10 protein-coding genes, 16 tRNA genes, 2 rRNA genes and 1 pseudogene are annotated in these 24,802 nt (G+C 41.3%); 3 read left to right on the plus strand and 26 right to left on the minus strand.

Translation table 11 applies throughout. The features are described 5' to 3' along the window. The first annotated feature begins 680 nt into the window (after window positions 1-680). Window positions 681-1,847 carry an IS256 family transposase gene (locus BDD39_RS12105; protein ID WP_166907797.1) on the plus strand — a complete coding sequence of 389 codons (1,167 nt, stop codon included), beginning with the start codon at window positions 681-683 and terminating at the stop codon, window positions 1,845-1,847. A gap of 864 nt (window positions 1,848-2,711) precedes the next feature. Here the strand turns inward: BDD39_RS12105 and BDD39_RS12110 are convergent. Further along, a complete protein-coding gene (locus BDD39_RS12110) occupies window positions 2,712-5,021 on the minus strand; it encodes a DEAD/DEAH box helicase (RefSeq protein ID WP_208404390.1) in 2,310 nt (769 codons plus the stop codon). 233 nt (window positions 5,022-5,254) lie between these two features. Between BDD39_RS12110 and BDD39_RS12115 the strand changes: the two genes are divergently transcribed. Then, window positions 5,255-6,913 carry an IS1634 family transposase gene (locus BDD39_RS12115; protein WP_015863777.1) on the plus strand — a complete coding sequence of 553 codons (1,659 nt, stop codon included), beginning with the start codon at window positions 5,255-5,257 and terminating at the stop codon, window positions 6,911-6,913. Here BDD39_RS12115 and BDD39_RS12120 read toward each other — a convergent pair. From BDD39_RS12120 to BDD39_RS12135, 4 genes are all read right to left on the minus strand, one after another. After that, window positions 6,904-8,874 carry a site-specific DNA-methyltransferase gene (locus tag BDD39_RS12120; RefSeq protein WP_166910997.1) on the minus strand — a complete coding sequence of 657 codons (1,971 nt, stop codon included), beginning with the start codon at window positions 8,872-8,874 and terminating at the stop codon, window positions 6,904-6,906. The genes BDD39_RS12115 and BDD39_RS12120 overlap by 10 nt on opposite strands. A gap of 606 nt (window positions 8,875-9,480) precedes the next feature. After that, window positions 9,481-9,750 (minus strand): helix-turn-helix domain-containing protein, encoded by a 270-nt coding sequence (locus tag BDD39_RS12125; protein ID WP_166910999.1) that lies wholly within the window; start codon window positions 9,748-9,750, stop codon window positions 9,481-9,483. Between the two features lie 557 nt (window positions 9,751-10,307). Beyond that, window positions 10,308-10,496, minus strand: a complete 189-nt coding sequence (locus BDD39_RS12130; RefSeq protein ID WP_166911001.1) for a hypothetical protein — start codon at window positions 10,494-10,496, stop codon at window positions 10,308-10,310. 639 nt (window positions 10,497-11,135) lie between these two features. Continuing rightward, the gene (locus BDD39_RS12135; RefSeq protein ID WP_166911003.1) at window positions 11,136-11,519 is read right to left on the minus strand and encodes a type II toxin-antitoxin system SpoIISB family antitoxin; all 384 of its coding nucleotides are present in this window, start codon (window positions 11,517-11,519) and stop codon (window positions 11,136-11,138) included. A gap of 130 nt (window positions 11,520-11,649) precedes the next feature. On the opposite strand from BDD39_RS12135, the pseudogene BDD39_RS12140 reads away from it, so the two are divergent. Further along, window positions 11,650-12,387: pseudogene (locus BDD39_RS12140) on the plus strand (Fic family protein); the annotation flags it as partial. Window positions 12,388-13,290: 903 nt separating this feature from the next. Here BDD39_RS12140 and BDD39_RS12145 read toward each other — a convergent pair. From BDD39_RS12145 to BDD39_RS12245, 21 genes are all read right to left on the minus strand, one after another. Then, complete coding sequence (locus tag BDD39_RS12145; RefSeq protein ID WP_166911007.1) at window positions 13,291-14,784, minus strand: hypothetical protein; 1,494 nt, start codon at window positions 14,782-14,784, stop codon at window positions 13,291-13,293. Beyond that, window positions 14,753-15,772, minus strand: coding sequence for a patatin-like phospholipase family protein (locus BDD39_RS12150; RefSeq protein WP_166911009.1), 1,020 nt, complete (start codon window positions 15,770-15,772; stop codon window positions 14,753-14,755). The genes BDD39_RS12145 and BDD39_RS12150 overlap by 32 nt, the downstream gene beginning before the upstream one ends. Window positions 15,773-16,450: 678 nt before the next feature. Next, window positions 16,451-17,455, minus strand: a complete 1,005-nt coding sequence (locus BDD39_RS12155) for a tyrosine-type recombinase/integrase (RefSeq protein WP_208404539.1) — start codon at window positions 17,453-17,455, stop codon at window positions 16,451-16,453. Window positions 17,456-17,596: 141 nt separating this feature from the next. Then, window positions 17,597-17,681, minus strand: a tRNA-Leu gene (locus BDD39_RS12160). A 65-nt stretch (window positions 17,682-17,746) separates the two neighbouring features. Further along, window positions 17,747-17,832, minus strand: a tRNA-Leu gene (locus BDD39_RS12165). Window positions 17,833-17,841: 9 nt separating this feature from the next. Then, window positions 17,842-17,915: transfer RNA gene (locus BDD39_RS12170), tRNA-Cys, on the minus strand. A 6-nt stretch (window positions 17,916-17,921) separates the two neighbouring features. Then, window positions 17,922-17,993: transfer RNA gene (locus BDD39_RS12175), tRNA-Gly, on the minus strand. A gap of 4 nt (window positions 17,994-17,997) precedes the next feature. Then, window positions 17,998-18,072 (minus strand) — tRNA-Gln (locus BDD39_RS12180). 15 nt (window positions 18,073-18,087) lie between these two features. After that, window positions 18,088-18,160: transfer RNA gene (locus BDD39_RS12185), tRNA-His, on the minus strand. Between the two features lie 21 nt (window positions 18,161-18,181). Next, window positions 18,182-18,255 (minus strand) — tRNA-Trp (locus BDD39_RS12190). Between the two features lie 10 nt (window positions 18,256-18,265). Beyond that, window positions 18,266-18,347 (minus strand) — tRNA-Tyr (locus BDD39_RS12195). A gap of 8 nt (window positions 18,348-18,355) precedes the next feature. Continuing rightward, a tRNA-Thr gene (locus BDD39_RS12200) sits at window positions 18,356-18,431 on the minus strand. A 35-nt stretch (window positions 18,432-18,466) separates the two neighbouring features. Continuing rightward, window positions 18,467-18,542, minus strand: a tRNA-Phe gene (locus BDD39_RS12205). Between the two features lie 12 nt (window positions 18,543-18,554). Further along, window positions 18,555-18,630 (minus strand) — tRNA-Asp (locus tag BDD39_RS12210). Window positions 18,631-18,638: 8 nt separating this feature from the next. Beyond that, a tRNA-Met gene (locus BDD39_RS12215) sits at window positions 18,639-18,712 on the minus strand. Between the two features lie 10 nt (window positions 18,713-18,722). Further along, a tRNA-Val gene (locus BDD39_RS12220) sits at window positions 18,723-18,798 on the minus strand. Between the two features lie 13 nt (window positions 18,799-18,811). Then, window positions 18,812-18,883: transfer RNA gene (locus BDD39_RS12225), tRNA-Glu, on the minus strand. Between the two features lie 15 nt (window positions 18,884-18,898). After that, window positions 18,899-18,989: transfer RNA gene (locus tag BDD39_RS12230), tRNA-Ser, on the minus strand. A gap of 4 nt (window positions 18,990-18,993) precedes the next feature. Continuing rightward, window positions 18,994-19,068 (minus strand) — tRNA-Asn (locus tag BDD39_RS12235). A gap of 574 nt (window positions 19,069-19,642) precedes the next feature. After that, a 23S ribosomal RNA gene (locus BDD39_RS12240) occupies window positions 19,643-22,573 on the minus strand. A gap of 268 nt (window positions 22,574-22,841) precedes the next feature. Next, a 16S ribosomal RNA gene (locus BDD39_RS12245) occupies window positions 22,842-24,398 on the minus strand. Together the 16S and 23S rRNA genes form the textbook arrangement of a ribosomal RNA operon. Between the last annotated feature and the right edge of the window lie 404 nt (window positions 24,399-24,802).

Genomic DNA, 24,802 nt, shown 5'->3' on the forward strand with positions numbered 1-24,802 from the left:
AATCATTATCACTTAACATGAAGCCTCTGCGTACAAGATTTTTACGAAAAAGAGGAAAACAATAAGAGTTAACCGTATGAAACGAGGCTATTGTGTACACCACTCCATACAAAGCGCCCATTTCTAACTTCTAACTGATAAAAAACTGTTCACTTTTATCAATCGAATTCTGTTCAGTTTTATAGTCCTTATGTTCTTTAGGTGATAGTTCAAAAAATGTTCGTAATAAATAATGAATGGAATTGTCAAAGATTTAGTTTCGGATAATAATAAGATGTTTTTTTGGCAATTAAAAAATGTACCAAATGGCAAATAAGAGTATCCATTTGACTGAATATTAACTCATACACCACGTTACTTGACATGGAGTCTCTGCGGTCATGATTCTACGCAAAAGAGCAAGCCATATCGTTTTGCAGACAGGAGAGCCTATCACGACCGCCACTCCATATCAAGTTATAATTATACAGAAATAGATGCATATGCTTAATTGCCAAACTGTATATTTTTTGATTACCACTAACAATAAGAGACAAACAATAATTCAATAATTTAAACTATAATTCGATGTTTCGATGATGTATAAAATTTTGTGTAAAGCATTTTACTAGATCAAAATAAAAAAGGTAGGGTATTCTCTGATTGAACCCAAACATTCCAGAGAAAGGAGAACCCTACCTATGTCTAAAAGTATACCGAATGTCGACTGGGCAAATCAACTGGAAAGTGTCATTCGTCAGTTTGTAAAGGAAAAATTAGAACTGATCATGCGGGAAGAAATCAAGAATTTCCTCGAAATAGAACAGGCCGGAACATCAAATATGAGAAACGGCTACTATCAACGAAATCTAGATACGCAATATGGCCGGATTGAAGGTCTTTTGGTCCCTAGAGACCGAAACGGAGAATTTCAAACACAGTTGTTTGCCCCTTACCAACGGCACACCGGCTGGCTGGAGGAAGCAATCATTAGGATGTACCAAAGTGGCATGAGTACACGGGAAATTGGCAAGTTTATCGAACGAATTCTAGGAAGCACCTATTCTCCTGCGACGATCAGCCGTATTACCGATGTCGTGAAGGAAGACATCGAGAAATGGCACACTCGTCCACTGCACAAGCGTTATTCCGTCTTATATTTGGATGGTTTATACGTAAAACTTCGTCGCGAAACCGTGGAGAAAGAAGTCATTTATGTGGTGTTAGGGGTGAACGAAGAAGGATATCGCGAAATTCTTGATTTCTTTGTGGGAGGACAAGAAAGCGCCTATGTATGGCAGGAAATTCTTCAACACCTCTACCAAAGAGGCGCCAAGGAAGTGCTTCTGGGCATATTCGATGGACTACCAGGGTTGGAGGAAGCCTTTAAGGCGGTTTATCCGAAAGCCGATGTGCAGCGTTGTGTCGTTCACAAAGTCCGTAACACGCTCCATCGTGTTCGGAAAAAAGACCAATTTGAAGTGGCCGAGGATCTCAGGCTGATTTATCGCGCGCCGAATAAGGAGATGGCGTTACAGATGTTTCAACAGTTTGAGTCGAAATGGTCAAGCAAGTATCCGAGAGAAGTTCAATCTTGGGCCAATGAGTTGGATGTCCTCCTTACATTTATGGATTATCCAAGCAGTATTCGAAGTGTGATTTACACGACGAATGCCATTGAACGAACGATCAAGGAGATTCGGAAACGTCTAAAGCCGATGAACAGTTTGAATAGTTTAGAAGCCGCTGAAAAAATCGTATATTTGACCATTCAAGATTTTAATGAGAAATGGGCAGGGCGAAAGTTGCGAGGATTTGCCGAAGCACAGGAAGCCCTCGAGCGAATGTTTGAAGAACGTTATCATTAACCAAATACTGTAAATAAACAAAATAGGGGGATTCTCCCTTTCCACACAGGAGACTGAATATTCAGTCTCCTGTGTGGAGGAAACTAGTTCCCTATTCATTCCAAATCCATTTCAGAGAAACCCTACCCCCATTATATTACACAAAATTCTTGACGGTACCGATGTTTCACCAAATATGCGTAAGAACCAGTTTTATTTAGCAGTCACATCATATGTGTAAACTGTTGTAAGGCTATTCATTTTGGTTTCTAATGTCCTCATAACCCCTTATAAGGATATTTTAGAGAAGGTAGCTCTCTTTTGTATTTGATAATTGAATTTTGAGCCACTCCGATTACATCCTTGTGAGCCACTTCGAAATTGGCAAATGGTAAATCTGGGGTGTCTTGACATGGAGCCTCCAGAGGCATGATTTCACTCGAAAGGCGAAACATCAAAGTGTTTCGATAGGCAACAAGCCTATCATGCCTCTCACTCCATATCAAGACGGTGTTTTTCGATGGAAATGGAGTGGCTCACGTTTTCATGAGCAAAGTCGCTCAATTTTATGTGAGCAAAAACACTCTTTATCAGGATCACACAATGATAGCACGTTTTTACACTTCCCTTTACGATTTCCATAAGCTTGTCTATTGTTCATGACTGATTTTGAAGATCAACTTTTATCATATACATCATAGAAGCTCGTTGTTTTCAATTCTAATTCATAATTTTCAAATATAATCGTGATTCCATCTCCTTTAAAATTTTTATCAATTAAGCAAACGAAGATATAATCATAAAAAAAGCACTTCGCCTATTACAACGAAGTGCTAATAAAACATTTTCTTGAATATTTAGGCTCATATCTAAAACAGATATTTTTTACACCATGAAAACATTATCCAAATCATCCCACTCATTTTGTTTTGTTGAATAATTTTTATTTCGGTTAATTTTTAAATAAGGAATCTCTTCCGTTCCAAAATTTGCTACTATTCCACCAACCAATTCTACATCACCCTTTGAATTTACCGAATGTATATATTCGTATAACGCCTCTGCTTTTGCTTTTGTTTGTTGGGAATCATCTAATTTATCTTTTGTTTCAAACAAACCTATTCGTCCATCTTCAAACACAACAATATAGTCAGGATAGAAATCGCTATATTTACCTTTTATTTGGTAAGGAATCGAGAAATATTTACTGCCATTATCGCCATTCTTCACCCAATACCTAATAATATTAAGATTATTTTTTAGATATTTTTCGAAACTTCTTTCGGGCTTGGATCTTCCTTTTTCTAAGTAACATTCTGAATAAAAATATTTTCCAATATCTACCTTCTCATATGTAATACTATTTACGTTATCTCGTTCAGGTATTGTGTAAATAAACGGTTCACCAAAGGTAGTTTCGATTTGGTCATCTTCTTTTAATTCCTTGTATTTGGCTAACACGTCTGAAATAAGTTTACTAAATACACTTTCATAATTAAGGATGAAAATTCTTTGGGCGTCTATAAGCATATTTCTTAGTTTGTAAATGTCAGTAACGTAGTATGCAATTAGGGAATAAATATTTTCCTTCAATAGATTGAACATATAATTCTTGTCATTTCCAATCGCATTAGAATGTTTCTTCAATAACTTATCAAATAGTCTTTGTGTTCGAAAATCATCTAACTGAAACTCTACTTCAGTTCCCTTAATTTGTTCTTTTTGTAATATGTCCTCAGTTTCGATTTCTATTTGGGCAATGATTTTTTCTGTCAATTGACTTAAATCATCATTGATTTTGAGTAATTCTTTATTTAACGAATAATCTAACTTTACTAATCCTTTTTCATTTATGATTTCATTAAAAGCTTTAACTAACGCTTCCTTAACAACATCTTTTTTCTTACGTTTTATTTTTTGAGTAACTAATGTTATGTTTTCATACCCTTTTGCAATCAAAGGTATATCGTTTATATTTTCATCAGGAAAATCAAAATCTTCGTCTATAATGTTCAAAACACTACCGATGTAGTCAGTATAAACATACGCTTTATTCAAAACGTCATTTTCATAGTGTTTTTGCTCTGGCATTCTTAAAATTCTACCCAAAGTTTGTCTCTCAAATGTTTCTGAAGATGTCTCTCTATACTTAAGTAAAATCGATGCTCTTGGACAATCCCAACCTGTATCAATCGCCTGCTTAAATAGCAAGAACTCTACAGTATCTGTGTTACTGGTTATCGTCTCAAGATTAACTTTGTCTTCCTCATCCGATAGCCATATTGCAAGCTTTCTGTTTTCGATTGTTATACCTTTCTCTCTTAATGATTGTATAACAAATTCCTTTTTTATGTTCCCTTCTTCGCTGTTTGGCAATTGGATAATAACAAGTGGATTTACATCACTATCCTCTTGCTCCAGAGCTTTTTTAAGCTCATTTCTCTTCGCAAAAGCAAGTTCTAATAATTCCAAATCCATTACCATATCATCTCGTTTGTTTAGACCCTCATTTACAACTAATTTTTTCTTAATCATTCCCGCATCAATGACATCTTTAATATCGACTTCTACATAACCTGCTTTTCCATTAGCCACATGTTCCTTAAAACCAGAAGGTATTTTAGGAGTAGCACTCATCTCTAATATAATGTCAGGATTCACTTCTTTTTTTATTTCTTCAGTTCTTGTAGTCCCCTTACCAATGTGGCTCTCATCGATAATTAAAATAATCTTTCTACCTGTTTCACGGGTATTAGCAAGTACATCTCGAAAATTTAACTTTTCTCCATCTCTCATTAGAATATTTGCCCACTCGTCTGTTTCACTATCTTTATCTCTAATTTTCTCCCAATTAACAACAACTATTTCTTTATTATCAATTTCCTTTTTCCATCCAAAATAATCTTTCTCTAACAACGACACCATAGGGTATCCTTGAAAAATCTTTTCAAGCTTAGCTTTAGATTGGAGATGTAAATCACCTTTACCTATACTGATCCAAATAAAACAATAATCGCCCTCTAATTCTTTTAAACATTTTTTAATAAATTTTGCTGCCATAACGGTCTTGCCAGATCCCGTAGGTGCTTTAAATATAATTAGTGAATTCTTTTCCCCGTTATTCAAAAGTTGCTTTGTATAGCTTAATAATTCATTCACCGCAACATTTTGATACCATACATCTTTTATCAACATAGCATCACCCACGTTTTCTCAAATCATCGAACATTTCCAATATTTTCATAGGTATTGCTTCTATTTTTGTTTCTTTTCCTAACTTGTTAAAGATACTACTGTCAACACCATCTGTAAAACTGAAACTATATATCTCACATTTCGCACCCTCTCGACGAAAATCGGGAGGATTTTTTCGTTCCGATGTCGAATGAATCCTTGACACACAAGGAACGTAAAGGAGTTTTTCACTTATGAACGTTCAAGTCAAAAAGGTCTATCGCAATTCTTATTTGAATATAATAAGTGCCCTATTCAAGAAACTGGGTCTGCCTCAATTGATTGACCATCTCGTGCCCGTCGATCCGCAGTGCCAAACGCGAGTCAGCGATGCCGTTCAGGCCATCCTCTACAATGTGTTTGACGGCCGGCAAGCCCTTGTTCACTTGGAACATTGGGCTCAGGAGGTCGATTGTGAGAAACTCATCCGTCCCGATCTCCATCCTTCCTGGTTGAACGACGATGCGTTGGCCCGTCATCTCGATCGCCTGTATGAGGCTGGCATTCACAACGTCATCAGCACTTGCTTGATTCATATTTATCGAAAAGAAGGCCTTTCCCTCCGAGCCTTCCACGCCGATACGACGGACAAGACCGTTTACGGCGCGTATGAATCGGCCTCGTTAGAGGCCTTACAAATCACACATGGCTACAACCGCCATCATCGTTGGCAAAAACAGATCGGTTTCGGACTGGTCGGCAACGAGGACGGCATCCCGTTTTACGGCGATGTGCACGATGGCAACCTGCCCGATAAAACATGGAATCCCGAGGTGCTGTCTCGTGTCCATGAACAGCTGAAGCAGGCCAAAATCGAAGACGAATGGATTTACGTGGCCGATTCCGCCGCGATGACGAAAGAGACCCTGGCGCAAACCAAAGCGGCCAACGCCTTTTTGATCACCAGAGGCCCTTCGTCGCTCCGGATCGTGAAAACCGCGCTGGCCGAAGCGGATGCTGAGGACACGACGTGGAGCGATCCCTTTACGTTGGCGGAGAGAAACGGCGCCACGTACCGGGTATGGGAAACGGCCTCGACGTATGAAGGCCACCCCGTTCGGCTGATCGTTGTTGAATCGAGCGCGCTCGACCAGCGAAAAGGAAAGACGCTTGAAAAAGAACGAACCAAAGAAGCGGAGCTTCTTCGCGAGGAACAAGCCCGTTGGGAGCGTCACCCCTTCTCCTGCCGGGAAGATGCCGAACAAGCCTTGGCGTCCCTCAAGGCGTCCCTTCGCCCCCGGTTTCATCGGGTTGAGGCCGCGGTCGAAGAGATCGTACGCCTGAAAAAACGGCGCGGACGGCCGAAAAAAGGGGCGGAACCCGAGGTGGAGACGCTGTATTTCTTGCACCTTGACGTCGAATTCGACCAAGACGCGTGGGAACAGGCGAGACGGAAAGCGTCCCGGTTTGTCCTTGTCACGACCGTTCCGAAGGAATGGAAGGGCCAACCCATGGATGCCCAAGAGATCTTGAAGCTGTATAAAGGGCAGATCTCGGTGGAAATGAACTTCGCTTTTTTGAAAGATCCGTTTTTCACGGATGAGATTTACGTCAAAAAACCAGAACGGGTCGCAGTATTAGGCTATTTGTTTCTGTTGGCCTTGGCTATTTACCGCGTTTTTCAGCGCCGAGTGCGTCAGTTTATTACTCCAGAACACCCGTTGAAGGGTCCTGGAGGCCGCAAGCTGACCCGGCCGACGGGACAGGCGATTTTTCAGCTGTTTCAATATGTGAACGTCGTCCTGTTCAAGCTGCCGGATGGGCGCATCCAACGCTCACTGGATCGCTCCCTTACCCCTGATCAGCGAAGGATTCTGCAGGGATTGGGCATGGATGAGAGCATCTACGTGTAACGTGATACGGAACGACCAGCGATGGTAAAAAAAGGATTGCCATCGCTCGTTGTGTTGGTCAAAAAGTTATTCTGAAAAACTAAATAAAAAATCCTTTGTTTTGACCTTGTTAGGGTGCGAAATGTGAGATATATAATTTTTTCGTGACTTTCTAACGAGTTTACATCCTCTATGAAAGCATCAATATTTGTATTAAGAAAATCTGAGTATACACCCATAATTTTCTTATTACCTTGTTTATAAATTCTATAGGATTCATGTGTTTTTACTAATTCGTAACAATCTTCTTTTATACATAGCAAATCATCTACTACCTTAGCCATTTGAAGTGCCATTTGATCTTTATTTTTATTTTTAGGAAGAAGAGAAGTTTGGTAATATTTTAAGTTAACTTTGTAGCCCTTAATAAAAGCACCTTCTTCATTTTCGCCAATTAACTTCAAAATATCATTTTTAAGCTCGTATTTAATTTTAGAAAATTCGTTTGCTTTCTCGTTTTTGATTTTTTCCATTCTTTGCAAAATTACATCAATATTTTTCAGTTTGGTGACAGTTAGTTTTTCCTCATCTAAGATTTCTTTTGTCTTCTTATTAACATAAAAGCCTTTAATTATCTTCCTAATCCTTGGATAAGTAACTCTCCTACAAACACCGTATGATTCAAACTCTTCGCTTCCTTTTTCAATTCCCATTTTTTTTAGTTTTCTTTCAGTTTTCTCATCTACTTCATTATTGGTTACTAAAATAAATCTCCTATTTCCTCCATCTTCTTCATTTAATTCCAATACCGCTTGTCCTGTAGTTCCACTACCTGCAAAAAAATCAAGTATTAATGCATCTTTTTTGCTATATGTAGCCATTTTAATCAAATACTTAATTAAGCTAACAGGTTTTGCATAGGTAAATAAATCATTATCTCCAGTGCTTATGTTAAATATTGTTTTTATTTCTTCATTAGCATCCTCATTAGTTCCTACACCAACATCCTCATTTATAAGGGTGGAAGGAGGTTTTATTTTGAATGATTGATCCCATCTAAAAACATTAAAACCAAATCCTAATGAGTTTATTGCTATTCGGGTTCCCATTTTTAACTCGTTGTCTAGTTTCTCTTGTGTCCATACATATCTTCCAGTAACTTTAAAAGGCGTGATTACTTTTCCGTTCTTTATTTCTATATCATTTTCAAGTCTTACCATTGTCCCCCCTTTACCATATTCCCCCTTTTTATAGATACCATCAGGTATCGTAGCTTCCACTACATTTCCTTTCAGCTCTAATGTTTTTAAACTATTTGTCCTTTTTAATAATGGTTGCCATTTATTATCGTAAGCTTTCTCGCCGTAAAATTTAATTTTTGCATCCTTATCAGCTCTATAGCATAAAATATATTCTGTCATTTTTCTTACACTTTCTGAGAGGAAACTGCCTTTCTTTTTTCGTACCCATGTAAACATTCCCAAAAAATTTTTCTCATCAAAGATTTCGTCACAAAGCAACTTAAGTTGTGAAACCTCATTATCATCAATACTAATGAATATTACCCCATCTTTTTTCAAGAGTTTCCTTGCTATTTTTAAGCGTCTGTGCATAAATGAAATCCACTTTGAATGTCTATAACTATCATCTATATCTACAAATTTATCGTTATATTTAAAATCTTTATTTTTGGTGTTATAAGGTGGATCAATATAAATCACATCAATACTACCTTTATGGGTAATATATAATAGCTCCAATGCATGGAGATTCTCTCCTTCAATAAATAGATTGGGTTGCCCATCATAGTCAAGAATATCTTTTGAAGAAACATTTTCCAAAATAGGATAATTATCCTTTAATAATTCATCCAAATCTTCTTGTTTTTCTTCCCAAACCAAACCGTACTTGTGTTCTCGTTTTAATTTCTTTATATAATTTATTAATTCTTCTTTGGTCATCTCGTCAAAATTCAGACTCATCATTTACCTCCTATCATTAAATAATAACTAATTCTTATTCTACAATAAGTTATTAACAAAGAATTATATAAGTTATATCACATTATGCTTATTTATTTGATAAACAATCTATTTTTAAAACATCTTGTAAAGCTTTATTGAGCTTACAATCAACATCTTTCTTCTGTATGTCTAATTAGAGAGCTTGTTCAGACATTAAAAAAGGTATATCTATTTTTCTCACTGATTCGGTAATAATAGTTGTTTTGTGCAGAAAGTCTTGACGTAATATCATACGTTCATAATCCAATTGATCAGAAGCTCATTCAAAAAGAGCATTCAAAAAATATATTCTTTGTATTCAGAAGGTATCCGTTCCCCCTTAATACGTCACATGCTTCTAAAAGTTTCGATTCAATTTTTGGTAAAGTCAATTTTCTTCTTATCGCTCTTTATCCCTCTGTAGTTCTTACTTATTATTTCACTATCATCTTATCAAATAATTGATAAATAAATAAGTGGTATTCCGAAAAATATAGTTTTCGGAAATTTTTCTCTGTATCTTTTTCATTAAAAACAAAGAGGCAGACCTAAATAATTTCTGCCTCTTTTCAAACAGTGATGTATTCACTTGTTTTCCTCACACCTTTCATATGTTTCTCCATCCTTCAATCCTAACACTTCTAAAACTTGATCGTTGGGAATGTTTAGCGCCTTCACTATTTCAGTCATAACTTGTACAGATATGCATAATCTTTCCGCTTTCTCAATGCGGCTAAGATAAGAAATAGAGATATCCGTCATTTCGGAAAGTTCTGCTAAAGTGAGCCCACTCTTAGCTCGGTAGTGTCTCATTAAAGCTGCAAAATTCTCACCGATCTGCTTATCTCTACTCATTTCCCATTTCTCCCCTTCTTGAATGTTTTTCCTTTCGACAGACTTCAACAAATGAATCCTGTTTTTATTTGTTACATTGCATTATAGATTTTTCGACATGCATTCATAACTGCAAACAAATAAAAAAGCACTTGGTTTTCGCTTTATTTACCAAGTGCTGTGTTCTTATTAATTATGAAAGCTGATGATAAAATTCATACATTTTTCTTATCATTTGCACAATATCTACTAAATTTATTAATAAACATTATGACAATTATCATATAGTTTATTAATCAAATTCATGAATTTTAGGCGAAATATTGCATTGTTGTTGATCAATTAAATGTTTGATGTACTCTTCCCATAAACGAATCGGAAAATTATTAATGGCTTGGTAGAAATAAACTTTGCATTTTTGCATAGTCTTTTTTGTACATTTTATACACATGTTTTTCATACATGTTAATAATGCATTTCCTTAAAGGTTCTTCGGATTATATGGTGGAATGACATTCGAATTTATTGTGTTAATAAAAATTTTCTTGAACTAATGCACTCATCAACACAATAATGTTTTACCTTATATGACTCGAATAAGGGTCATATAATCCTGTTAACAATAATACAATTAATGCTGTTATTAATAATCCTGCAATGATTATTCCTGTACCAACAACTTTTTTCTCGATCTTTAGCAGTATGATTCCAATGACTAAACTTAAAGCTGCAATTGGTAATAAGAGTAATCCTGCACCAATATTCACTATTTTCTCCCCTACCTATATAAGTCAAACTTGATTTTTCAACATGTTGGAAGCTTGGTGTTTTTGAATTTGGAAGTGTATAGCATTGGATGAGAAAAAAGTGCTCCAAAGAGCCAGACCTACTCATATGATGAATTTTTTAGTTGAATTTATCTAAATAAACTGTCCGTTAGTCAATAAGAAGACCAAGTTATTTTTATGCATTTTTCTATACTTACTTAAACATAAAATCCGAATACCTATTTTAAATGAGAGTGATTAAAGCAAAAACACCGACACATTTGAAAACGTTTTTATATAATTGACAAAAACAGTCATTCTAGTCCAATGAAAATTACCTTCTAACAAATCCTTGTTCCTCATTAGAAGTGTGGTTCTTCCCTGATGTGGCATACTAACTGGAGATGTGGCTTTCCTCCCATGGGAAGAACATTTATTTTTGTCATAGGATCCTTCTTTCCGAGAGAAATGTTCTTTCTAAGGAAAATCTCCCCTTCCCTAGATTAGCTTTCTTCCCATGAGAAATATCTTGGGGATACATCCTCTTCCAGAGAGAAGTGGTACACCTGAGAAAAAATTTTCTCCCATATATAAAGGTTTTATGTTTCCTGAAAGTTGTTTCAAACCAAAAAATGCTGTCTATAAAAAATGCTTCCCTTTCAAACTCTGCAAAAACTCAATAACATCCTGATTTTGCTTCATTAATCTTTCGGTATGAGGAGATAATGAAATCTCGGGCACTCTTACTTTCGACACTCTTTTCACCATCTTTTCAACACTTTTATCATTTTTTGTTTCATTCGTCGCACAAATTAAATTTTTAAGTGCCAACAATGATTGCTCTGGCAACACGTTAATTAGAAACTCTAACCCCGTGTTTGTAAGAAGCGCTAACAATAAAGCTTTTTTCTCATTTTCCGTAAAAGAGAGGTTTCCATTAATCAGTTCTATTTTTTCTGGAAGTTTTTCCATACTTTTATATGTTAATTTTTGTCCTTCCCGTCTCGGGATTAGCTTCGACATATGGCACACCTCCATACGTATAATATCTTTTCGATACATATTCATTGTTCCCCTTTTTCCTCGTCACTTTTAAAGTAGCTAATCGATAATGTAAAATAATAAATAAATGTAAAAAGGAGAAAACATAACGATGTTTGATACAGTAGATCAGTTAAAAGAAAAATTAGATGCTCATCGCCCATTACCTGCAGGACTAGTAAAAAATTTAAGGGATTTTTTTCGGATTGAATGGATTTATCATTCGAACGCTATAGAAGGGAATACATTGAGTCTGTTAGAAACAAAAGTGGTAGTCGAAGAGAGAATTACCATCGGAGGAAAGAAACTTAACGAGCATTTAGAAGCAGTCAACCATGCGGAAGCGATTGATTTTGTGGAGGAATTGGTTGCTAAACAAGAACCTTTGACTGAGTCTGTAATCAAACAACTTCATTATTTGGTATTAAAAGGTATCAACGACGGAAACGCTGGACGATACAGAAGTTATAATGTTCGGATCTCTGGTAGTGTGCATCAGCCCGTGCATTTTCTGCATGTTCAAGAAAAAATGAATCAATTGTTGGAGTGGTATGAAAAGAATAAAGCTGTCCTCCATCCTGTGGAATTAGCAGCACGCTTTCATTTTCAGTTAGTATCTATCCATCCGTTTGCAGACGGGAACGGTAGAACAGCTCGATTGGTTATGAACCTTATCCTGATGCAACATGGTTACCCGCCAGCTATTGTAAAAACTGATTCCCGTCTAGATTACTACGAAGCATTAGAAAAAGCAATGGTGGAAGGAAATGAGGAGTCATTTATTTTGCTCATCATATCATGTGTTGAAGAGAGTTTAAAACAATATCTTTACGCATTAGGGTATGATGAAAAAAAGGAGTGTAGAACGGACACAAATATTCAGAAACCAATTCAAAACTTATCGAGACCAAAACGAAGAATTTTAAGAAACACTGTTCGTTCAGATTTGCGCCCACATACAAAAATAAATGTCTTAGAAGGTTTTCAGCCTATTCTTGATGAAATAAACAAAGTTTTATCTTCACTGCATCACAAATAACTAAAATAGAATCGAATTGTCTTTAGATCTATTCGATCAACCTCCAGTTTTTGTCAAAGTAGAGCGATGCAAGTAATCTAGTATTTTCCCGTATATTCCTTCAATGTAACTAGCAAAAAAACTGATTCTTTGTTATATTTTGAGCATATGTCCGTCTTTTCATTAATGTCTCGAGATAACGAAAAGCTGTACAAAACATGTGCAGCTTTCAAACATCTTTATTCTTCAACCACTCTATATCTTGTTTTTGTGTTCTTTTACTAGGAACTAAGGCTAGCTTAAACATCCTCTTCAACTGTTGAATAGTCGAATACAAAGAAAGTAATGGCATGAGCTTTGTGGGTTCAGACAACATTGAATGTTTTTACAATCAAAAACGAAGTCATTCCGCCCTCGGCTATGTATCGCCATGTGAATTTGAGGCTGCTTACTACGCTAATCAGGGAAAAGTAGCTGCCTAAGTTCAGCTATTTCTCTCCTGTTTATCGTGTCCATTTTCTTGACATAACACCACTATTCCTCTTATAACTCTTAAAAAAGACCGAAGGACGATCAGAACCATGTCTGATTTTCCTTCGATCTTGGACACGATTTTTTATTTCAAGTCATGTTTTTTTATTTAAGGACGAAGTGTTCGGTGTTGGGACATGGTAAAAATTAAATTGCAAAAAACTCGGTAATCATTTCTCCAAAAATATCTCATACAACAATTCATTATTGAAACCATTTTAACCATTCATCCATATCCCTAATTTCATCAACTGGGGTTGTTATCACAGCAATAATTTCACCTTCCTCCACTTCTCCACTTTTCTTTATAATATGTAGGCGACCATCTTTTGGACTGTTAATACTGAAAACACGAGACGAGCTGGTACTACTTTTAATCCAACCTAATATATCCCCCTTCTTAACTAAATCCCTGTCTGATACTTTCCATTCAATAAAAGGCTGAACATGCTTTTTCTCAACTAAATCATCGTCTGATTTTAATAGCAGCACGGACTTAACCGTAGGAATAAACCATCCAGGAAAATAAGAGGCTCTTACAAAAAACCACTCTTCTCTGATTATTTTTCCAATCAGTTCTTTGTATTTTGTAATCTCCTTTTGTTGATTTTCTACCACCTTTTCCAATTCAGAAATTTTCTTCTCGTATTCATCATATATGGCTACCTCAGTGGGAGAGGTATTAAAAAAGATAGACAGATTTAATAGTAATTCATTCATAAATTCAAACACATTTACACATTTATCCATATTGAAAATAGCTTGCGTTTTTAAATAGTTGTATACCAACGATAATCGAATACTTTCATAATCAATCACATTTGATATAGATGCAACCGCATCCACAATATAACTTTCTTCTGTCTGCAAAAGGTAATATTTTTCAATGCCTTTAATAAGAGAAGCTTGATAAGGTTCAATGTTTATAGCTGTCTCTATACTCAATCCACCAAGCAACTTATCAAGCAATTTCGGTTTAGAAATGATATATTCAAAAAATTCCCTATACGTTATTTTTTTCTTTACATTCAGTCCAATCTCTGACATGGTCGATTTCAACAACATTAAATCTGCCGTTGACCATTTTCCCTTGGTTAAATGATAAAAATCATTCGCTAAACAAATAATTTTTTCTATTTCTGGGAGCTCAAAATACTCGACCCCATCAAACATTTGATATTCAATCGTATTGTGCCAATGTAGTAGATTTACGTTTTGTTCTAACTTTTCAACTCTACTTTCTAATTGCACCATGTTACTCCTTACTTGTTTAAAAAACACAAGAAGTAGTTCATATATTCGATTAATTTCTTCTTCCACTTCTGTTATCATTGTATTTAGCTTGTTATTAACCGTTGTAATGAGTTCAAAAGTAAGCAAGTTTTGTTCTGCCAGCTTCTGTATCATTTGTTGAGAAGCATATTGAGCTGATACTAAATTCCGATCAATTTCAGCTCTAATTTTTTTGTTTTTCCCTGTAAGACCGTTCCATATTTTTTTGATTTTCCCTTGACTTGCAAATTCATTGCTCCTCGCTTCCGCAACAGAAAGACATGCTACACTATCTAACACAAGTGTATTAATTACATTTGTGTTAGACTTATGTTTCTCAATGATTTCATCTACAAATTGATCGATTTCTGCTAAATAATCTTGTGATAGATTACTAATCCCATTCAACGGAAGCCGAAGATTCATTGTTGTAACCCCTCTCATTCAGTAACCTGCCTAACTCATCTTTAAGAAGTTGACGATTATGTAAAATTTTTGTTCTACGTTGAAATGAATGAGCGTTATCTTTTTTTAGCACGTGGAGAGATTGATAAATTTTCGACTGGATCATTCCCATTTCATATAAAGGTCGAAGAACTTGTATTGTATCTTCATATCCTTGCTGAATTCTTTTTATTGCATTAGAAGCACTAAAATCCAATGTTCCACCGACAAGTGCTCCTTGGTGCTCTTTCGGTACGATTTGAACAATCTTTGCATCTGGATATTTATTTATTTCAACGACACTATCCCTACTAAGATGTACAATTAAAAACTTTCGATACCCCTTCTCATATAGCGGTCTTATCGGAACATTATCAACCAAACCACCGTCTATATACTGTTCACCTTCGATGGTTTCAACATCAAACACAATAGGCAATGCGGAGGAAGCTAACAAAATGGATGTAATCTTTTCATCGCTTTGGTCAGACAAACAAAAATACTTGGCTTTAAATGATGGAATATGACAACAAGTGACATAGCATTCGATTTCGGATGTCGATACACTTGAAAGATTTATATATTGATGAATTATATTCAATAAGCCATCCTTTGAAAAAATACCATTGAATATTTTTCTTTTTATAAACGTTTCTATCATTGTTTTATTTTGTATAAACGTCTTTATCATTGTTTCATTTAAATTAGAACCAATTTCTAAAATGAAATTTTTAAGTAACTTCCAAACATCTACTTTAAGTATTTGATTATGTGAAATGTTCAACCAAATTCTTTCTGCTAATTCGTAATCACCTTGTACAAAGGCAACTGCATTCAAGGCTCCTACAGATGTTCCTGCTACCGCACCAATATTTCTGTCCACTCCATATTCTCTCAAGGCTTTCCATACGCCTATTTGATAAGCACCTTTTCCTCCCCCACCAGCCAAGACTAACGCCAACTTTGACATTTATCTCACCCTCTGTTCAACATTCAACTTCAGTTTTAATTTGAGTATAGACATGTATAAGTAAATCTTAAGCGAAACTGATTTAATTAGATAGTTTTCGACAAATGTAGAGCATACCATAACCAATTCATACCAGAAACCGATTCATATCTTTCTTCCACTTCTATATTATTATTTTACGGCATATATTTACTATATTTTAACATAATTAGACAAATAATTTATCTTATGTGGACATTTCCTTTATCCCTTGCATCCTTTCCCCCTACCATATTCCCTTACAAAAAACCTTGACGATTTCCCTTCTTCGCCTCACGTCTGCTCGAAGCCTTGTCCCACAAGGGATGGAAGGTCATTTGGATGAAAATACCATACAAAAAAGTTTGACGAGAAAAAGATAGGGAAAAAGGAGATAGGGGGAAGGGACAAGGAAGCATTCCCTTCGGGAAATAACAAAAAAGGATGACGAAAAAAGGGAAAAGGACCAAGGGAAAAGGATTCCCTTCTCCCTTATCCCTTTCCCCTCTTTTTGCTCCAAATAAAAAGGAATCGAGAAATGTACTAAAGGCACTTTTCCCGATTCCCTTGAATTCTCTTCTTCCCTCTTTTTATTTCCTCAACAATCACCAGACTTTTTTGTGTATCATCAAAATTTTTCAAGAGAAACAATATGAGAAATTACTTAAACAAGTTATTTATTGGACTGAATTTCGCATGCCCTTGCTGCACTTCGCTGCTGAAAAGATTTACATATACTTTTGTTACTTCCAATGACGTATGTCCTAGTATTGCTTGCAATTGAAATGCATTCGCCCCATTTAACACACATAATTTAGCAAATGTATGACGGAATGTGTGTGGGGAACAACGAACATTCTTTATCCCCGCTTTTTTCCCATATTCTTTAATTCTATCTTGTACTTGCTTTTTACTCAATGGAGTGTTGTCCCGAGTAATAAATAAGTAATCTGTATCCACATTTCCTCTTACAACTAAATATTTTTTTAATTGGCTAATCATTTTATCTTGAATAGGAACAAAGCGTTCAAAGCCACCTTTTGTGTTTCGAATGCGTATGACTTTTTGTTCCCAAATGATATCTGTTGTTTTTATACCCACCAGTTCATTTACTCGAACTCCCGTTTCCAACAGTAACATCATAATCGTATAATCCCTTAAACCTACAAACGTGCGAAGGTCGCATGCTTTAAATAACGCCTTTATCTGCTGGTTGTCAAACGTTTCTACAATCCTTTTTCTATCCCGCAGCAATTTGATGTCTTTCATCGGATTGCTTTTTATGAGATTTCGTCCTTCTAAAAAGTTAAAAAACGCCCTCATGGCTCGCAAACGGGAATTGATACTGACTGTCTTAAGACCTTTTTCTTTCATGTACATAATGACATTTCGCTTAATGGTTTCTCCTGTCCATTCACTTACACGCAACTCGATTTTTTGCTCTTTCAGCAGTTTTATAAACGCATTTAACTCACTGCGATAATATTTAATCGTATGTTCCCGCAAATTTCTTAGTTTGCAATCCTCAATAAATATTTCTAACAATTCCTCAAATGTGTATTCAATTTCTGTGTTGTTATCAGATATTAGCAATAGTTCCTCACGACTCAGTTCACCTCTCCTTCCCTTCTTGCTATTTCTCTGCAATGTCCCCTCATCTCTCATTTTTCTCACTTTCAATTCACCTCACCGAACACGATTAGCCGCACACGATTTTTCTTGCTCGAATCGTATTCGGTAAAAATAAAGAAAGGGTTCCCACATTTGTGAGAACCCTTGATCCTAAAGCCTTTTCCCTATTTTCGATGCCGATGGTGGGAGTCGAACCCACACGGGGGGCTACCCCACACGATTTTGAGTCGTGCGCGTCTGCCAATTCCGCCACATCGGCGTAAAACACATATTTAATTATACAATATCAAAAGTAGAAAGTCAACAACTTATTTCATGCTTTTATGCCGAGGGCCGGACTCGAACCGGCACGGTAGTTACCTACCCCAGGATTTTAAGTCCTGTGCGTCTGCCAATTCCGCCACCCCGGCGCCATAACATGGAGGCGGCACCCGGATTCGAACCGGGGATAAAGGTTTTGCAGACCTCTGCCTTACCACTTGGCTATGCCGCCACAAAGAGCGGAAGACGGGACTCGAACCCGCGACCCCCACCTTGGCAAGGTGGTGTTCTACCACTGAACTACTTCCGCAACATGGCTGGGGTAGCTGGATTCGAACCAACGCATCACGGAGTCAAAGTCCGTTGCCTTACCGCTTGGCTATACCCCAACAGTAGAAGAAAAGGGCGACTAGTGGGAATCGAACCCACGCATGCCAGAGCCACAATCTGGTGCGTTAACCACTTCGCCATAGTCGCCATGCATATTTATCAATTTAATGGCAGGGGCAGTAGGAATCGAACCCACACCGGAGGTTTTGGAGACCTCTGTTCTACCATTAAACTATGCCCCTAAGTGAAAAATGGAGGGGGACGGATTCGAACCGCCGAACCCAAAGGGAGCGGATTTACAGTCCGCCGCGTTTAGCCACTTCGCTACCCCTCCGTAATGGATGGTGCCGACTGCAGGACTTGAACCCGCAACCTACTGATTACGATTCAGTTGCTCTACCAATTGAGCTAAGTCGGCATATGAGGATTGATATTATTGCGTTGAGAATTAAGTGGTGGCTCGGGACGGAATCGAACCGCCGACACAAGGATTTTCAGTCCTTTGCTCTACCGACTGAGCTACCGAGCCAATATATTGTAATGGCGGTCCCGACGGGACTCGAACCCGCGATCTCCTGCGTGACAGGCAGGCATGTTAACCACTACACTACGGGACCTATATGGATTGCGGGGGCAGGATTTGAACCTGCGACCTTCGGGTTATGAGCCCGACGAGCTACCGGACTGCTCCACCCCGCGACGATATTAGTGGTGGAGGATGACGGGATCGAACCGCCGACCCCTTGCTTGTAAGGCAAGTGCTCTCCCAGCTGAGCTAATCCTCCGACAAAAAGAAAGTGACCCGTACGGGATTCGAACCCGTGTTACCGCCGTGAAAGGGCGGTGTCTTAACCACTTGACCAACGGGCCATGTGAGTTAAGTAGTGGCGGAGAGCAAGGGATTCGAACCCTTGAGGCGCTATTCACGCCTACACGATTTCCAATCGTGCTCCTTCGACCACTCGGACAGCTCTCCAAGATGGCTCCGCAGGCAGGATTCGAACCTGCGACCAATCGGTTAACAGCCGATTGCTCTACCACTGAGCTACTGCGGAATGAGGTAATGATTCATCTATACTCGATTTTATTTTATATTGCCTCTTCCTCTACAAGCTTTTTCAAAGAAGCAGGATGCGTCGAGGCAACTCGCCTAAATTTTCCTAATCGTTGTCCCTTCCTCTTCTAGTTTATTCAACGATGTTATATGCGTCGGGACAACTCGAAGCAAATCCACAGAAGCCTAGGCTCGTTGCTCCCCACTGAGTTGCTGCGGAATAATTTGGACAAGTATTATTATAATGACCGATATTGTTGTGTCAAGAGTTTTTTTATTTCATTCCTTCAAAACTAGATAACCGTTTACTTGGAAGAAGCCGGCCGCCTTTGCTGTCTAGCTCCGGACGCCATCGGCTCGCGACGCTTCGGTCCCGTTGCGGCGGCAACAGCCTCCTCACGGGCCCTCCAGCGCGTGTCGCCGATAGGCGGGCGTCCTCCGCTTTTCGTGGTGTCTAGCTCCGGCTCCTAGCCCCTTGGGTCGCTTCAGACCTGCTGTGGCGGCGACAGCCTCCTCGCAGGTCTTCCAGCGCCCATCGGGGCTAAGCAGTCGCCTCCGCTTTTCGTGCGCTTTTCTTGGTTAAGTCCTCGATCGATTAGTATCCGTCAGCTGCACGTGTCGCCACGCTTCCACCTCGGACCTATCGACCTCGTCATCTTCGAGGGATCTTACTCGCTTAACGCGATGGGAAATCTCATCTTGAGGGGGGCTTCACGCTTAGATGCTTTCAGCGCTTATCCCTTCCGCACATAGCTACCCAGCGGTGCCCCTGGCGGGACAACTGGTACACCAGCGGTGCGTCCATCCCGGTCCTCTCGTACTAAGGACAGCTCCTCTCAAATTTCCTGCGCCCGCGACGGATAGGGACCGAACTGTCTCACGACGTTCTGAACCCAGCTCGCGTACCGCTTTAATGGGCGAACAGCCCAACCCTTGGGACCGACTACAGCCCCAGGATGCGATGAGCCGACATCGAGGTGCCAAACCTCCCCGTCGATGTGGACTCTTGGGGGAGATCAGCCTGTTATCCCCGGGGTAGCTTTTATCCGTTGAGCGATGGCCCTTCCATACGGAACCACCGGATCACTAAGCCCGACTTTCGTCCCTGCTCGACCTGTCCGTCTCGCAGTCAAGCTCCCTTGTGCCTTTGCACTCTACGAATGATTTCCAACCATTCTGAGGGAACCTTTGGGCGCCTCCGTTACCTTTTGGGAGGCGACCGCCCCAGTCAAACTGCCCACCTGACACTGTCTCCCACCCCGATCAGGGGTGCGGGTTAGAATTTCAATACCGCCAGGGTGGTATCCCACCGGCGCCTCCACCGAAGCTGGCGCTCCGGCTTCCCAGGCTCCCACCTATCCTGTACAAGCGATACCAAAATTCCATATCAGGCTGCAGTAAAGCTCCACGGGGTCTTTCCGTCCTGTCGCGGGTAACCTGCATCTTCACAGGTAGTATAATTTCACCGGGTCTCTCGTTGAGACAGTGCCCAAGTCGTTACACCTTTCGTGCGGGTCGGAACTTACCCGACAAGGAATTTCGCTACCTTAGGACCGTTATAGTTACGGCCGCCGTTTACTGGGGCTTCGGTTCGCACCTTCGCTTGCGCTAAGCGCTCCCCTTAACCTTCCAGCACCGGGCAGGTGTCAGCCCCTATACTTCGCCTTTCGGCTTCGCAGAGACCTGTGTTTTTGATAAACAGTCGCTTGGGCCTTTTCACTGCGGCTCCCTCGGGCTATTCACCCAAGAGAGCACCCCTTCTCCCGAAGTTACGGGGTCATTTTGCCGAGTTCCTTAACGAGAGTTCTCCCGCGCACCTTAGGATTCTCTCCTCGCCTACCTGTGTCGGTTTGCGGTACGGGCACCTCTCACCTCGCTAGAGGCTTTTCTTGGCAGTGTAGGATCGGGGACTTCGGGACCGATGGTCCCTTCGCCATCACGGCTCCGCCTTTGCGCCAGACGGATTTGCCTATCTGGCAGCCTAACCGCTTGGACAGGCTATTCCAGCAGCCTGCTCGCCCTACCTTCCTGCGTCCCCCCATCGCTCAAACGGTGAGGAGGTGGTACAGGAATCTCTACCTGTTGCCCATCACCTACGCCTTTCGGCCTCGGCTTAGGTCCCGACTAACCCTGAGCGGACGAACCTTCCTCAGGAACCCTTAGGCTTTCGGTGCAGAGGATTCTCACCTCTGTTTTCGCTACTCATACCGGCATTCTCACTTCTAAGCGCTCCACGAGTCCTTCCGGTCTCGCTTCGACGCCCTTAGAACGCTCCCCTACCGATGACCGAAGGTCATCCCACAGCTTCGGTGGCACGTTTAGCCCCGGTACATTTTCGGCGCAGAGTCACTCGACCAGTGAGCTATTACGCACTCTTTAAATGATGGCTGCTTCTAAGCCAACATCCTGGTTGTCTGGGCAACTCCACATCCTTTTCCACTTAACGTGCACTTAGGGACCTTAGCTGGTGATCTGGGCTGTTTCCCTCTCGACCACGGATCTTATCACTCGTAGTCTGACTCCCAAGGATAAGTCATTGGCATTCGGAGTTTGACTGAGTTCGGTAACCCGATGAGGGCCCCTAGCTCAATCAGTGCTCTACCTCCAAGACTCTTCCCTTGAGGCTAGCCCTAAAGCTATTTCGGGGAGAACCAGCTATCTCCAAGTTCGATTGGCATTTCACCCCTACCCACACCTCATCCCCGCACTTTTCAACGTGCGTGGGTTCGGGCCTCCAGTAGGTGTTACCCTACCTTCACCCTGGACATGGGTAGATCACCTGGTTTCGGGTCTACGACGACGTACTGAACGCCCTATTCAGACTCGCTTTCGCTGCGGCTCCGTCTCTTCGACTTAACCTCGCACGTCATCGTAACTCGCCGGTTCATTCTACAAAAGGCACGCCATCACCCATCAACGGGCTCTGACTACTTGTAGGCACACGGTTTCAGGTTCTCTTTCACTCCCCTTCCGGGGTGCTTTTCACCTTTCCCTCACGGTACTGGTTCACTATCGGTCACTAGGGAGTATTTAGCCTTGGGAGATGGTCCTCCCAGCTTCCGACGGGATTCCCCGTGTCCCGCCGTACTCAGGAGCCACTCGGGAGGGAACGAAGTTTCGACTACAGGGCTGTCACCTTCTCTGGCGGGCCTTTCCAGACCGCTTCGTCTACCCCGTTCCTTTGTCACTCCCATATGAGTGGTCCTACAACCCCAAGAGGCAAGCCTCTTGGTTTGGGCTGTTCCCGTTTCGCTCGCCGCTACTCAGGGAATCGCTTTTGCTTTCTTCTCCTCCGGGTACTAAGATGTTTCAGTTCCCCGGGTGTGCCCTCCATACCCTATGGATTCAGGTATGGATACTGTCCCATTACGGACAGTGGGTTCCCCCATTCGGACATCTCCGGATCAACGCTTGCTTACAGCTCCCCGAAGCGTTTCGGCGTTTGCCCCGTCCTTCATCGGCTCCTAGTGCCAAGGCATCCACCGTGCGCCCTTTCTAACTTAACCAATAGCGCTTCTCGGCTTCTTCCTTTGTCTAGCTTCGGCGCCTAACCGCGGCGCCTCCGCTTTTCTTTTCGGTTATCTAGTTTTCAAGGAACGAAGCTACTTCATTGCATTCGCTTCTTTGCAGCTTTGCGTCGAGGAATCCAGCTTCTCTGAATTCACTAGAAGACGCAGACGCAAAACGGATTAATTGAAGAGAACATAAATATGTTCCCTCAAAACCGAACAAAACGTAAGCGTCCCTCTTATTTCACACACATATCATCCTTAGAAAGGAGGTGATCCAGCCGCACCTTCCGGTACGGCTACCTTGTTACGACTTCACCCCAATCACTTGCCCCACCTTCGGCGGCTGGCTCCCGAAAGGGTTACCTCACCGACTTCGGGTGTTGCAAGCTCTCGTGGTGTGACGGGCGGTGTGTACAAGGCCCGGGAACGTATTCACCGCGGCATGCTGATCCGCGATTACTAGCGATTCCGGCTTCATGCAGGCGAGTTGCAGCCTGCAATCCGAACTGAGAGCGGCTTTTTGGGATTGGCTCCCCCTCGCGGGTTCGCAGCCCTTTGTACCGCCCATTGTAGCACGTGTGTAGCCCAGGTCATAAGGGGCATGATGATTTGACGTCATCCCCACCTTCCTCCGGTTTGTCACCGGCAGTCACCTTAGAGTGCCCAACTGAATGCTGGCAACTAAGGTCGAGGGTTGCGCTCGTTGCGGGACTTAACCCAACATCTCACGACACGAGCTGACGACAACCATGCACCACCTGTCACCCTGTCCCCCCGAAGGGGGAACGCCCTATCTCTAGGGTTGTCAGGGGATGTCAAGACCTGGTAAGGTTCTTCGCGTTGCTTCGAATTAAACCACATGCTCCACCGCTTGTGCGGGCCCCCGTCAATTCCTTTGAGTTTCAGCCTTGCGGCCGTACTCCCCAGGCGGAGTGCTTAACGCGTTAGCTGCAGCACTAAAGGGTTTGACCCCTCTAACACTTAGCACTCATCGTTTACGGCGTGGACTACCAGGGTATCTAATCCTGTTTGCTCCCCACGCTTTCGCGCCTCAGCGTCAGTTACAGACCAGAGAGCCGCCTTCGCCACTGGTGTTCCTCCACATCTCTACGCATTTCACCGCTACACGTGGAATTCCGCTCTCCTCTTCTGCACTCAAGTCCCCCAGTTTCCAATGACCCTCCACGGTTGAGCCGTGGGCTTTCACATCAGACTTAAGGGACCGCCTGCGCGCGCTTTACGCCCAATAATTCCGGACAACGCTCGCCTCCTACGTATTACCGCGGCTGCTGGCACGTAGTTAGCCGGGGCTTTCTCGTTAGGTACCGTCACCGTACCGCCCTATTCGAACGGTACTTCTTCTTCCCTAACAACAGAGCTTTACGATCCGAAGACCTTCTTCGCTCACGCGGCGTCGCTCCGTCAGACTTTCGTCCATTGCGGAAGATTCCCTACTGCTGCCTCCCGTAGGAGTCTGGGCCGTGTCTCAGTCCCAGTGTGGCCGGTCACCCTCTCAGGCCGGCTACGCATCGTCGCCTTGGTGAGCCGTTACCTCACCAACTAGCTAATGCGCCGCGGGCCCATCCGTAAGTGACAGCCAAAGCCGCCTTTCAACCGAAGACCATGCGGTCTTCGGTGTTATCCGGTATTAGCTCCGGTTTCCCGGAGTTATCCCGGTCTTACGGGTAGGTTGCCCACGTGTTACTCACCCGTCCGCCGCTAACCGAACAAGAGCAAGCTCCTATTCGGTCCGCTCGACTTGCATGTATTAGGCACGCCGCCAGCGTTCGTCCTGAGCCAGGATCAAACTCTCCATAGAAAGTTGATTGGCTTATTTTTAGCTTCAGCACCAACACCGCAAGGTGTCGAGTCGCCTTCGCTTTTCTTATTGTCCAGCTCCGGCTCCTAGCCCCTCGGGCCGCTTCGGTCTCGCTGTGGCGGCAACAGCCTCCTCGCGAGCCCTCCAGCGCCTGCCGGGGCTAATCAGTCGCCTTCGCTTTTCTATGTGGACGCTTCGTTTTGTTCAGTTTTCAAGGAACATTTCTTTATCAAAGCAGCTTCTTAATAATAACACGGCGTTTTTTTATTGTCAACCATGTTTTTTATGATCATTATACCGCTTAGCGATCGAGTTTTATCGATCGATTAGCGACGCTACTTAATATAACACCTTCTTTTTAAAAATGCAACCCCCTTTTTTTATTTTTTTTGTATTTCCCCGAA

Source organism: Saccharococcus thermophilus (assembly GCF_011761475.1).
Taxonomy (GTDB): Bacteria; Bacillota; Bacilli; order Bacillales; family Anoxybacillaceae; genus Saccharococcus; species Saccharococcus thermophilus.

Coding starts and splice junctions, on each gene's coding strand:
- BDD39_RS12105 (WP_166907797.1), top strand. CDS start 681: ATGTCTAAAAGTATACCGAATGTCGACTGGGCAAATCAACTGGAAAGT.
- BDD39_RS12110 (WP_208404390.1), bottom strand. CDS start 5,021: ATGTTGATAAAAGATGTATGGTATCAAAATGTTGCGGTGAATGAATTA.
- BDD39_RS12115 (WP_015863777.1), top strand. CDS start 5,255: ATGAACGTTCAAGTCAAAAAGGTCTATCGCAATTCTTATTTGAATATA.
- BDD39_RS12120 (WP_166910997.1), bottom strand. CDS start 8,874: ATGAGTCTGAATTTTGACGAGATGACCAAAGAAGAATTAATAAATTAT.
- BDD39_RS12125 (WP_166910999.1), bottom strand. CDS start 9,750: ATGAGTAGAGATAAGCAGATCGGTGAGAATTTTGCAGCTTTAATGAGA.
- BDD39_RS12135 (WP_166911003.1), bottom strand. CDS start 11,519: ATGTCGAAGCTAATCCCGAGACGGGAAGGACAAAAATTAACATATAAA.
- BDD39_RS12145 (WP_166911007.1), bottom strand. CDS start 14,784: ATGAATCTTCGGCTTCCGTTGAATGGGATTAGTAATCTATCACAAGAT.
- BDD39_RS12150 (WP_166911009.1), bottom strand. CDS start 15,772: ATGTCAAAGTTGGCGTTAGTCTTGGCTGGTGGGGGAGGAAAAGGTGCT.
- BDD39_RS12155 (WP_208404539.1), bottom strand. CDS start 17,455: ATGAGAGATGAGGGGACATTGCAGAGAAATAGCAAGAAGGGAAGGAGA.